We start from the raw sequence: 12,758 nt of genomic DNA on the forward strand, positions 1-12,758 counted from the left end.
TAGATAATGAATAAAAGCATTGCGTTAGATATACAAAATGTATCCAAACAATACCGTTTGGGTAAAGTAGGAACAGGGACTTTATCCCATGATTTAAACCGATGGTGGGCATCTATTCGTGGAAAGGAAGATCCCTATTTAAAAATTGGCGAGACCAACGACAGAACTAAGAAAGGAAGTTCCGAGTATGTTTGGGCACTAAAAGACGTTGATTTTCAGATCGAGCAAGGGGATGCGGTTGGAATTATCGGCCGGAATGGTGCAGGAAAGTCAACCCTTTTAAAGTTGTTAAGCCGGGTAACAAAGCCAACTACTGGTTCAATTAAATATAAGGGACGTATAGCTTCGCTTCTGGAAGTGGGTACGGGTTTTCATCCCGAAATGACCGGACGCGAAAATATCTATCTGAATGGGGCTATATTAGGCATGACCAAAAAGGAGATTGCTCGTAAATTTGATGAAATAGTCGATTTTTCGGGAGTAGAACGCTATATTGATACGCCTGTAAAACGTTATTCCTCGGGAATGTATGTGCGTTTAGCGTTTGCGGTAGCGGCACATCTGGAGTCAGAGATTCTGATTGTAGATGAAGTATTGGCGGTAGGAGATGCTGAGTTCCAGAAGAAATGTTTAGGAAAGATGGGAGATGTCAGTAAAGGAGAAGGTAGGACTGTCCTGTTTGTATCCCACAATATGGGTTCTATAAAAGCTTTGTGTAGTAAAGGCCTCTTCATGGAAACAGGTACCGTAAAATATGCGGGAGATATCGACTCATCTATACAATTGTATATGGAAAGTAATGCTGGTGATGCAATATTGAAAACTTCCTCTATATTTAACGATTTACCTGAAAAACCAATGGTGATTAATCATGTTCAATTATTGAAAAATGGTCAACCTACAGATAGTCCCTTATTAGATTTTCATGATAAAATTGGTTTCGAAATCACGTTAAGTATAAAGGAAAAAGTTGCGAATAGGGGCATCGTTATTTATTGTAAAGATCAATTTGATACTATTATGCTGAATTTTGATATTTCAACTTTAGAAAATCTAATTCTCCATCGAGATTCGGGTGTTTATAAGATACGTGTAGAATACCCTGTGCCGTTCTTAAAACAGGGTACTTATACTTTTGATTTTGAAATTGGTCATTTTGGTTCAACACCAGATCAATATGAGAGGAATGGTATAGGAATTGATATTGATATTTTATCAAAACATATCCGTTATCAGGCAGCCGATAAAAAACGACCAGGCATTTTTAATATAGAACCGACATGGCAATATCTGAAAGCAAACCTATAATTGTCGCATTAATTATAGGTAGAGGAAACAATACATTAAAAAACAAGAATATTCTACCTGTAATGGGCAGACCTTTATTGCAATGGGGAGGATTAGCAGCAAAATTTTCGAACTATATAGATTATTATTATGTGAGTTCAGATGATGATAAAATTCTTAAAGTTGGTGAAGAGATTGGCTTTAAAAGTATTAAGAGGCCTGATGAATTGGCTTTGCCAACTTCGCAAAGTTCAGATGCAGTTAAACATGCGTTAAATTTCATTGAAGGAGATATTGGAAAGATTGATATACTGATAGTTATTCACGCTAATGTAGGTACAATAACGACACAGATGCTTGATTCATGTATAGACCTATTGATGAATAATAACTATACATCAGTAATTCCAAGTCATTACAAATATGAGTATCACCCTAGGAGGGCAAAAAGAATAAATGCAGACGGGACTTTAGGTAATTTTGTAGGAAGTGACACAGAATATATTTCTGCAAATAGACAGGAACTAGAACCTTGTGTTTTTTTTGACCATTCTTTTTGGGTTCTTGATGTTAAAAATGGAGTGAAATCCGAAAATGGACAATACCCTTGGCCAGTGATGGGAAATCGAATATTTCCCTTTATTACAGAAGGTTGTTTTGATGTACATGATTTGGATGACCTCAAAAGAACAGAAGAATGGTTAATAGAAAATGGGGTACGTTATGAATAAAATAAGTTCTCGGGTAGAAGTAATAATTAGGCGAAATCTTGATGAGATTTTGTCATTAAGAGATTCTAAGGTTTTAAAAGCAGACAACAGTTATGTGTCTAAGGGAGACCTACTATGTGAGCAACTCATAAAGGACTTTATAAAAACTGAAGCTCCGGAATATGCCTTAATTTCAGAAGAGTCACCAGAAGGGAATTTGGAAGCTCTTAATTCCGAAAAGTTAATTATTTTAGATCCAATAGATGGAACCGAAAATTTTGTTTCGGGTTTAAAGGAATGGGGGGTTTCGTTTTGTGTTTACGAAAAGGGAAAATGCACAGAGGCGCTTTTAGCATTGCCGGAATTGGATTTATATCTAAAGACTGGGGAAGAGGTAAAGCGTTTTGAATCCCGCATAGCTGGAATCTCATCAAGCCTAACAAAGGAGGATATTTTAAATTTAAAAGACGGTTTTGAATATCGTATTATAGGTTGTTGCGTCTATAATATGTATAACGTCGTTACAGGATCCTATCACTCTTTTGAGAACCCCAAAGGAGCTAAGGTTTGGGATATTATTGCAGGGCTGAATTTAGCTTTAGACAATAATTTAAAAGTAAGTGTAAATAATAAAGAATATCATGGAGAATTGCTTAGACCAGATCAGAAATATATTTTTAGAATCGAACAAAACTAAAATAGCTATTGTTGGTAAGGGAAATTCTATAAAAGATGTTTCTGTTGAAAAACTACAAGATGATTATTTTATCATTACGCTAAATGACGCAGGGCTTAGCCTAAATGCTGATTTCACAGTCTTTTATAAAGCTGAACTATTATCAATTTATAAGAGGGATGGTTTTTCTTCAAAATATTATTTGGCTCCCGAAGACGTAAAATTACCTTCTTCTCAACACATTCCTGCCGAATATCATTCTTTTGATCAGGATGGGATAGAGCGTATTTATACTTATTTTGCTTCATCCGAATTTTATATCTTGGATTTTACTTTATTATCGGCAATTAAATTAGCGATAGAGTTCCAAGCTGTAAAAGGTATCCTTACTGAAACTGCCTTCTTGGGCTTTGATTTTTATATGCCATCGGTTCAAGACAATGATTTGCATGGATTAGAATATAGAAACGCACATTTAAGAACACAGGAATCCCTTTTTGTGACTATTTTACAGCATATTCAAAAGCAATATCCTCTTTTGGAGCTACAGCATGTAGGAAACAAGAAATATAGCGCTTTGAGTGTAGAAGATTTTCAGAAAAGTTTATACCGCTATATAGAATCATATGCATTAAAAACCAATTCCACTCTTTATCAAGAATTGTTGGATGAACTGGATAGCTCTAATAAAGTTATAGTAGTAGCTGAATTTACGAACAATCATATCGGAGACCGTAACAGATTGCTAAAGATGATAGAGTTGGCGAAGGAAAGCGGGGCAGATATGATTAAGGTGCAGAAAAGAGATGTAGATACTTTTTATACAGAGGAAGAACTTAATGCTCCTTATAGTTCACCTTTTGGGAATACATTAAGAGATTACCGTAACGCAGTCGAGTTATCGGATGAGCTTTTTGATCTGTTAGATTTAGAATGTAGAAAACGGGATATTCCTTGGTTCGCATCAGTATTGGATTGGAATTCCTATCTTTATATGCAGAAATTAGATTGCCCAATTATCAAATTACCTTCTACGATTTCGAATCACAAAAACTACTTGACTAAGGTAGCAGAAGATTTTAAAGGGGAGTTAGTTGTATCAACAGGTTTTACCGATGAGGATTATGAGAATTTTGTTTTAAATAATTTGGTGAGAGAAAACAAATTTTTCTTGTTACAATGCACATCTTCATACCCGACACCACCAGAGGGATGTCAAGTGAGTGTAGTGAGGCATTATGATGCGCTGCGAGAGAAGTATCCTAATATTGTCCCTGGGTACTCGTCGCATGATCTAGGTAGCTTAGGTTGTATGATGGCAGTAGCTGCTGGGGCTAGGATGATTGAAAAGCATGTTAAGTTAGGGGATTTGGAGTGGGTGCATTTTGATAGTGTTGCAATTGATTTATATAATAGTAACTTTAAACAATTTGTGAGCGACATTCGTAGGGCGGAAATAATGTGTGGTAGTAAAGTGAAGCAAGTATATCAATTTGAGCATCACAAGTATCAGGCAAATAATAAAGTGAATTAAGTATGATAAATAAAATTCTACGGAAGCTTTCCAACTTGAAGAAGAGGGTCGAAAATAGATATAGTAACTATTTGTTTGAAAGGTATAAAAAGAAAGCTCTTATACCTTTCGACGAGAAGTGGTTTAAAGATAAGCGAGTGGCTATTGTTGGAGGCGCAGATTCTGCTTTTAAAGATAAATTAGGTAATTATATCGACAATTATGATGTTGTTGTACGCATTAATAAGGGAGTTGATGTTATAGAGAGATACTCTGAATATATAGGAAAAAGAACAGATATATTGTTTCATTCATTAGGTGAGGGACAGGATGAATTGAATGGGGGGAGTAAGTTTAATATTAAGCTTTGGAAAAAGATGTGTGTCGAGAAGATTATTTTTCCTTTTAATTCTAATGATAATAAGTATAACCATAATGTTCTCGTTAATTTTTTCAATAAGACGAAGGGAAGGGTGCGAATATGCGAATTGGATTATGAGCAGTATCAAAAGATTAAAGAAGATTTGCAAGGCTATTCTCCAACAACCGGATTCGCTGCAATACATACCATATTAAATAGTCCATGTAAGGAAGTCTATATTACCGGTGTGACATTTTTTAAGACGCCCCATAATCCAGGCTATAGACAGGGGGATTTATCGCACTGGATTGATCATTTTAAAAAGTATAACAACCATTCTCCAGACTCAGAATTTTCATATTTCCTTAAGAAAAAATTAGAATGGGGAGGAAAACTAAAGGTTGATTCAACACTAAGTAAAATAATTAGTTAAAGTATTTGATCTTTCCGACCTAAGAAGATATATAATGATGATAACCCATAATAATATATTTGTAGCTCCTGTATATAGGAGAATGCTTAATGAATTGAAAAAAATCTAATAAAACCTTTTTTCTGCAACTAAAAATAGTTCTTTAGTGGAGGAAGGAGGTGTTGAGTTTAATAATGTATGAATTCCATGGTTCCCAAAGTTTCTGTTATCACACCAAACTATAATCATGCCCCTTATCTAAAAGAGCGCATTGATTCTGTTTTGAACCAAACGTATCAAGATATAGAAGTAATTATTTTGGATGATTGTTCTACTGACGGTAGCAGAGAAATAATTGAGGGATATAGGAATCACCCTCATGTTACTAATATTGTTTTTAATAAAAGTAATTCTGGATCCACTTTTAAACAATGGGAGAAAGGAATTGAATTGGCGCAAGGGGAATGGGTATGGATCGCTGAAAGCGACGACTGGTGTGAGTCTAATTTCTTAGAAGAATTAATGTACCATATCGGAAGAAGTGAAGAGCAGCTCTCCATTGCATTCTGCCAATCTTATTATTATTATATGGAGACAGGTTTACTTCGAACACTAGAATTGCCCAGGAAACTTGTTCAGATAATATCAAAGGATTTCTTTATCCAAGAAAGGTTACTGCCCAATAATCTGATTATGAATGCTAGTATGGCTATCTTTAAAAGAGAGTTATATTGGGAAGTGTCACCATATTATAAGGACTTTAGATTCTGTGGAGACTGGGTGTTCTGGGCGGAGTTGAGTCTATTGGGAGATGTGTTGGAATTGGGTAAACACCTTAATTATTTTAGGAAACATGGTCGAGACGTCACGGGGAAGGTAAATAAAAGTGGCTATAATTTTATTGAAGAGCTAAAGGCATTAACTTATTTTAAGAATGTGCTTCGTGCTCCTAAAGAGTATATCAATGAATCTCTGGTACAGCGGTATGACAAATTCCAAAAGAGAAAATCCTCTTTGGAGGATCATGTTGTAGATGAGATACAAGCGAGTTTTGAAACTGTAATGGATGGTGGAATGTTGAAAGATATGCAAAATAGATATAGGAACGAAAACCGATTTCGGAAGCTCAAAGGGCTGTTGAGTCGACTGAGAGGGATTGGGAGATGAACATGATGGGACAGCCCTTTTTCTCTATTGTAATTCCTGTATATAATATCGAACAATATATCAAAAGGTGTATTGATAGTGTTTTGGAGCAGACTTTTGATGATTATGAATTGCTCATTGTGGATGATGAATCCAAAGATAGTTCGATTTCATTGGTGGAAGAATATACCGACAAGAGAATTAAGATTTTATCCAAAGTAAATGGAGGGTTGAGTTCGGCAAGAAACTTTGGATTACATCATAGTAAAGGGGCTTATGTGTGGTTTATTGATGGAGATGATTATGTCTGTGATAAGGAAGGGTTACAAAAAATTTATGATACAATAAAAAGTAAAACTGACAGTCCAGATATTGTGGTTTTTAATAATGAGGTAATCTACGAGGGGGCTGAAAAAAAAGGGTGGATTAATGTGAACGCCCCTGAAGATACACCTCTTTTGTCAGGAGTTGAGTATGTGGAGAGATACGGTGTTGTGCCGATAAATGCTTGGACGCAGTGTTATCAAAGAGAGTTTTTTATAAAGAATGGCTTCTGCTTCAAAGAGGGGATATATTTTGAAGATATTTATATTAACCTGGATATTTATCAGGTTGTTAAGAATGTAGTGGGTATTAACGAGATATTGATACACTATTTTAAAAGGGAGGGGTCGATTATGACTTCGCGTTTCAATAAGCAACATCTCTCATCTGAAGTTCAAGTGTTGAATAAATTCAACTATATTCGGAATGAACAACTTTTGCCACAAGACTACCTTCTTCATCGCATGCAATATGAGTTTTTTTTTCTGAAAAAGATTTTCAAGGAACAAAATAATAAGGTATATGGTAAGGGCTTGCAAAAAAGTTTAAGAGGCATTTCAATCCCTGTAATTTCAACAGATAGTTTTGCCAATAGGATAGAGAAATTTATTTTTAAATATTTTCCTATATTTGTTTTGGAATACCAGTATTACTTTGAAAAAGTGTCTATATTAGAGGGGCGGGTAAAAGATAAGATAAGAAAATTTCAATTTTTCTCTTGATAAATACTGGGTATGATAGGTCATTTATACATGAATATGAAGGTATTAATCACGAGTGAGTATGATAGTCCAAATTCGTATTTTTCAATGTTGGCAGACATTTTGCGCGAGCAGACTGAATTTGCTTCGGAACCTCAAAACTTCTGGACGTCATCAGTGGATTATGATGTTGTTCATATTCAATGGCCAGAAGAGCTTTTTAAGTGGAGAAAAATATCTGAAGCAGATCTATTAAGACTGAATAAGCGCATCGCATACCTGAAAAATAGAGGGACTAAGTTGGTTGCAACCTTGCATAATAAAGCTCCCCATCGAAAAGGAGACTTAGATGAAAAGCTTTATAACATTGTATACAAACATGTTGATGCGGTTGTTCATTTGGGGAGTTATAGTCAGTCTTTTTATCCCAATGTGATGAATGTCGTTATACCCCATCCGAATTACAATCCAGTTATTAAAGTTAATCCAGAGGATGAAAAACAAAAAGAATGCATAACGTATCTGTCATTTGGGAAAATACGTAGTGTAGAAGAAGAAAGGCAACTTATTGAAGCGTTCCTGCTTATGAAAGATGCTGACACGAAGTTGATAATTGTGAATTCTTTAGTCGGAGTCAATAAATATAGAATCCGTCAAGCGATAAAAAAAATAAAGTATCGGTTGTATTTGCGCTCTCTGAAGAGAAAAAATATAGTATTGATTACTCATAGACTTTCTGATGATGAAATAAATCATTACTTTAATGAATCTGATGTAGTCATAGTTCCGAGGGTAGACAGTCTTAATTCGGGGGTAGTTTTTATGGGGTTTAGTTTTGGTAAAGTAGTCGTTGGTCCTCGGATAGGAAATATAAAAGAATATTTAGATATAAATAGTAACCCTACTTTTGAGCCTCTAAATATTTTTTCTATTGAAAAAGCCTTACGAAAGGCTAAAGAGAGACGAGATATAGGGGCATTAAACAAAAAATATAGTGATGCTATTCTCGACATAAATTCTATTGCTAAGAGTCATTTGACTCTCTATAAAGAATTATTGACATATAGATAATGGGGGCAGGTAAAACATCAATTATAATACCTACGTTTAATTGTGATTCATTTATAGAGGAGACGTTACGTTCTGTGTCTGCTCAAACCTGTGTAGATTGGGAATGTCTAATTATTGATGATGGATCCTCTGATAGAACGGTTGAGATTACGCAGGAGTGTATAGCGAGTGATAATAGGTTTAAGCTTTTTAGGAGAGAAAAAATAAGTACGCAAAAGGGTGGGAATGTTTGTCGTAATATTGGGATAAAGAATGCAGTTGGAGAGTTCTTGATTTTTTTGGATGGGGATGATGTACTAAAGCCTTTCTGTTTGGAGCAGCGTATAAATTATTTTAATGACCACTCTGAGTGTGACTTTTTAGTTTTCCAAATGTCTCGTTTTAATGAACTTGGTGAAATTTTAAATTCAGAATCGACCAAAAGTAGTGCTAACTATCTGTACGAATATTTAGCATATAATATTCCGTGGTCTATAACAGCTCCAATAATGAAAAGGGAGTTCGTCATTCAGCATTTAACGGGCTTTGATGAAGACTTTCCCAGACTGCAAGACCCCGAATTCTATACAAGAGCACTTTTAGTAGAAGATGTGAAATTTAAGGTTTTTCAGGGTGTCCCGGCAGATTGTATGTACCGTCAACCAATAGGCAAGAAATGGAATATGCTCATTGGAATTGAGGGGTTCTCTAAGTATATTGTAATGGCCTCATCTTTGGTGAAGGGACGGGTAGATGAAGAGTATTGCCGTCAGCAATTAACTAAATTTTATTGCACCTCCTTCGAACAGGTTCTTAGAAATAATAACAAGCCAAATGAATTGAAAGTTTTGAAAGCATTAACAACCTATTCCCGTTTGATGAAAAGGTTAGGTTTGCTTTCTAATACAGATTATATAAAGAGGATGATAAAATCTTGCTGTATCCTTGGTTTTAAAGTAAGACTTTCGTTTTTTAATAAATTAATAAAGGTTGCGAACTTCATCTCGATTTGTTCTGCTATTTTTCTTAACTCTTTTAAAAGCAAAGTCTGGTTTTTTTTTCCATTTTATCATACAGGGGGAGGAGAGAGAGTCCATTTAGAGATTGTCCGGAGCGTGAAAAAAGACAAGGCGCTTGTATTCTTTCTTCAAAATTCGGTAAATGAACACTACTTAAATGAATTTAAACAATCCTGTCGCAAATGTTTTAATTTATCCCCTTTTGTAGGAAATCAGTATCTTCAACGAATCCTATTTATAGTTTTTAGTATTTCATCTTTTTTTAATAAGGTTACAGTATTCGGTTGTAATAATTTATTTTTTTATCGTCTTTTGCCTTATCTGAGGACCTCCACTCGAAAAATCGATTTGGTGCATGCCTTTAGTACCTTGGAAACCACGGTAGAACGATTCAGTTTGCCGTACGTATCTTTGCTACATAACAGAGTAACAATAAATGAAAGGACGAGGGAGGATTTTAGACAGTTGTATCAAACTGAAAATATACCTACAAAATACACAGATAGAATTGTAAAAATTGAAAATGCAATTTATGTCCCAGACCATTTGGTGAAAACCAATAGAGTAAATGACAAGAAAAAACTTAATATAATATTTGTAGGTCGAGTTGCACAAGAAAAAAGAGTGCATCTTTTGGTAAAAGCAATTAGACAACTTCCGTTTGAATTGGATTTCAGTGTGTTCGGCCCATTATTCGTAAATATTGAAGGCATAAATGACTTTTATAAGGGTAATGTGATTGACGATGAAGAGCTTGATGAAATTTATAACGAAGCGGACATACTCTTAATGGCTTCAGAAAGAGAGGGTTTTCCCCTTGTTGTTATGGAAGCAATGGCTCGAGGAGTCGTTTGTATCTTAACTAATGTTGGTGGTATAAGTGAGCACGTTCATCCCCATAAAAATGGACTTTTGATCGAAGAAGAGAATGAGGATGAGATCGTTGAAGCTATTGTCCAATATATCTCTTATTTAGAAGAGAATAGAGAGGTTTTATTTGAACTTGCTCAAAACTCGTTTCTATATGCTGTTGAATATTTTAATACGAAAAATTTTCATCATAAGTATCGGGAACTTTTAAAGATTGAGGGTAGAAAAGATGGATGAAAATATTTTGACAATTTTGATCTCAACAATGAATGAGGGGATTAAAAAAGTAGAAAATGTTGTTGAATACCGACATCCATTGGTTGAATATCTGATTATTCACCAGAACCCCAAAGGGATTGAAGTGCCAGAGACTTTGTTTAGAGAAGATATTAATATCATTGAGCGTGATGAAACTGGGCTTTCGAAAAGTCGTAATACCGGACTTGATTCTTGTCGAACGAAATATGCCGTGATTGCTGATGATGATGTTCGGTATTTTAAGGATAGTTTTGAAACTATTCTCAATAAGATGGAGAATGGGAATTATGATGTATTATTATTCAAGATCAAAACTAACCCAGAGGAACCTGAATATAAAAACTACCCACGTTCAGATTATACGCTTAATAATGGTTTTAAACATTGGTTTTCGTCTATTGAAATTGTTATAAGGACGGAGGCGATTAATAAATATAATTTACGGTTTGACGAAAAGTTTGGATTAGGCACAAAACTGAAAAAAGGGGAAGAAGAGGTCTTTATCAGTGATTGTATGAAGGCAGGATTAAGATGTGGGTATATAAATGAATATATCGTATCTCATCCTTATGAGAGTACGGGGAAAAAGAAAGAGTCCATGATCGAGAAAGAAATATTCTTTGGAGCATTAGATAGACGGACATCGAATTTTAGAATCAGCGCGAGAAGGTGCTTAAGTTATTGTATTAGGCCATATTATGCTATCAGGGACTTTGTTTATTTAATTGGTTATTTAAGTCATAGACGTTGATAGTGTTCTATAAATCTATATAGCGAAATAATAATTGTGTAATTATAAGTGCTACTGGTTTAATCATTAGTGCTCTTGAAAAAAAATATTAAATTAGCAAAAACATCCGATTTAATTATTGAAGTAACAATGAAATATTTTATTTTCCTTCTATTGCTTTTAACACTGACAGCGTGCAGAAAAGAAAACCTTAATGATATAGAGAATATGCCCTATGCTAGTATGCCTCCCCCAGGTTATACATTGGTGTGGGCTGATGAGTTTGATTCTCCTCTTCTTGATGCAAAAAAGTGGAATCATAGAGCGCCTGGTTTTCGGAGGGAAAGTTTTAATGGGAAAGAACCCGTCTATGTAGATACTACTGAAGGAGCATTGGTTATCAATACTTTTTCTCGAGGGGATACGGTTTATACAGGGATGATAAGTACACAGGGGTTGTTTGAAGCAAAACACGGCTATTTTGAGTGTAGGGCAAAGATCGATACTATATTTGCAGGTTATTGGCCTGCTTTTTGGTTGCAGAGTCGTAATATAGGGAAAACATTAAACCCAGAGGTCGATGGTGTAGAAATGGATATTATGGAGTTTTATAACGGTAATAGGTTTGTCTTGGAAAATGCCCTACATTGGAATGGTTATGGGGAGAATCAAGCAACTCTCTCCAACGCGGTGTATTCTAATACCCCATATGATGAAGGTAGGTACCATAGGTATGGTATGGAGTGGACAGAGAATGAGTTGCGGTTCTTTGTAGATAATCGATTGATATGGGTGGTAAAAGAACCCATATCAAAGATGGAGCAATATATTATTTTAAGCACAGAGGTAAATAATGCGGCGCTATTCAAAGCGGTCGCCGGATCAGGAATTAAATTTTATGTAGATTATGTTAGAGTTTATGCAAAAGATGAATAAAATGATTTATGCACTCGCATTGGCATTGTTGATTGTGCCAAACATTGTGAGTGCGCAGAAAAATGTTTCCAGAAAAGAGTATAAATTAGTTTGGAAAGATGATTTCAAGTCTCAAGAGTTGGACACTACGATTTGGCAGTATCGATCATTGGGACCTCGGAGGGCCTCTATCAACGCCGTAGAAGCTATTGTTCCCAATAGAAGGAAAGGTCATTTGCATATTCGTACTTTTGCTCAGGATGGCAATATCATAACGGGTATGTTGAGGAGCAAGGCACATCTTGACCAACAATATGGTTACTTTGAGTGTCGATTCAAGGTGGACGAAGTATTTAGAGGGTATTGGCCAGCTTTTTGGTTGCAAAGTAATACTTTTGGAAGTACTAAAACTCCTGCAGATGATGGCGTCGAGATTGATGTCATGGAGTTCTATTTGGGGGATCCAAAGCTGTTGGAGAATGCATTGCACTGGAATGGCTATGGTGCCGATCACAAATCTGTTAGTCAGAAAACCCCTATTCCGAATATCGCTGATGGAAAATTTCACATCGCAGCGGTAGAATGGACCCCGGAATACTATAAATTTTATTTCGATGGTAAGCTGGTATGGACGGCTACCTCACCGATTTCCCATAGACCCCAGTATGTTATATTAAGTACGGAGGTCGATAGTAAACAGGTGTTTATAAACAAGATGGGCGATTCGTTTTTGGATTTTACCGTAGATTACGTACGTGTTTACCAAAAAAAGAGTAAATAATCCGT

12 protein-coding genes are annotated in these 12,758 nt (G+C 35.4%); all 12 read left to right on the top strand.

Going from position 1 to position 12,758, the window contains the following annotated elements; all coding sequences use genetic code 11:
• The first annotated feature begins 6 nt into the window (after positions 1-6).
• The gene (locus tag BM375_RS17490; RefSeq protein ID WP_093366219.1) at positions 7-1,308 is read left to right on the top strand and encodes an ABC transporter ATP-binding protein; all 1,302 of its coding nucleotides are present in this window, start codon (positions 7-9) and stop codon (positions 1,306-1,308) included.
• Positions 1,281-2,018: an acylneuraminate cytidylyltransferase family protein gene (locus BM375_RS11495; RefSeq protein ID WP_093366221.1), complete on the top strand. Its 738-nt coding sequence runs from the start codon at positions 1,281-1,283 to the stop codon at positions 2,016-2,018. The genes BM375_RS17490 and BM375_RS11495 overlap by 28 nt, the downstream gene beginning before the upstream one ends.
• Positions 2,011-2,694, top strand: a complete 684-nt coding sequence (locus BM375_RS11500) for an inositol monophosphatase family protein (protein WP_093366223.1) — start codon at positions 2,011-2,013, stop codon at positions 2,692-2,694. Before BM375_RS11495 ends, BM375_RS11500 begins: the two co-directional genes overlap by 8 nt.
• Entirely contained in the window at positions 2,639-4,207 is a 1,569-nt protein-coding gene (locus BM375_RS11505) for an N-acetylneuraminate synthase family protein (RefSeq protein ID WP_093366225.1), read from the top strand. The genes BM375_RS11500 and BM375_RS11505 overlap by 56 nt, the downstream gene beginning before the upstream one ends.
• A 2-nt stretch (positions 4,208-4,209) precedes the next feature.
• Positions 4,210-4,980 carry a glycosyltransferase family 29 protein gene (locus tag BM375_RS11510; RefSeq protein WP_093366227.1) on the top strand — a complete coding sequence of 257 codons (771 nt, stop codon included), beginning with the start codon at positions 4,210-4,212 and terminating at the stop codon, positions 4,978-4,980.
• A 186-nt stretch (positions 4,981-5,166) separates the two neighbouring features.
• Positions 5,167-6,126 (top strand): glycosyltransferase family 2 protein, encoded by a 960-nt coding sequence (locus BM375_RS11515; protein ID WP_170852647.1) that lies wholly within the window; start codon positions 5,167-5,169, stop codon positions 6,124-6,126.
• 5 nt (positions 6,127-6,131) lie between these two features.
• Positions 6,132-7,151, top strand: coding sequence for a glycosyltransferase family 2 protein (locus BM375_RS11520; protein WP_212611675.1), 1,020 nt, complete (start codon positions 6,132-6,134; stop codon positions 7,149-7,151).
• A 36-nt stretch (positions 7,152-7,187) separates the two neighbouring features.
• Positions 7,188-8,201 (top strand): glycosyltransferase family protein, encoded by a 1,014-nt coding sequence (locus BM375_RS11525; protein ID WP_139227575.1) that lies wholly within the window; start codon positions 7,188-7,190, stop codon positions 8,199-8,201.
• Positions 8,201-10,306: a glycosyltransferase gene (locus BM375_RS11530; RefSeq protein WP_093366235.1), complete on the top strand. Its 2,106-nt coding sequence runs from the start codon at positions 8,201-8,203 to the stop codon at positions 10,304-10,306. The genes BM375_RS11525 and BM375_RS11530 overlap by 1 nt, the downstream gene beginning before the upstream one ends.
• Positions 10,299-11,078 carry a glycosyltransferase gene (locus BM375_RS11535; RefSeq protein WP_093366238.1) on the top strand — a complete coding sequence of 260 codons (780 nt, stop codon included), beginning with the start codon at positions 10,299-10,301 and terminating at the stop codon, positions 11,076-11,078. The genes BM375_RS11530 and BM375_RS11535 overlap by 8 nt, the downstream gene beginning before the upstream one ends.
• A gap of 75 nt (positions 11,079-11,153) precedes the next feature.
• On the top strand, positions 11,154-11,993 hold the full coding sequence (locus tag BM375_RS11540) for a glycoside hydrolase family 16 protein (RefSeq protein ID WP_139227577.1): 840 nt from the start codon (positions 11,154-11,156) through the stop codon (positions 11,991-11,993).
• Positions 11,986-12,753: a glycoside hydrolase family 16 protein gene (locus tag BM375_RS11545; RefSeq protein ID WP_170852649.1), complete on the top strand. Its 768-nt coding sequence runs from the start codon at positions 11,986-11,988 to the stop codon at positions 12,751-12,753. The genes BM375_RS11540 and BM375_RS11545 overlap by 8 nt, the downstream gene beginning before the upstream one ends.
• Positions 12,754-12,758 lie beyond the last annotated feature (5 nt).

The organism is Sphingobacterium wenxiniae, assembly GCF_900116225.1.
In the GTDB taxonomy this organism is placed as follows: Bacteria; Bacteroidota; Bacteroidia; order Sphingobacteriales; family Sphingobacteriaceae; genus Sphingobacterium; species Sphingobacterium wenxiniae.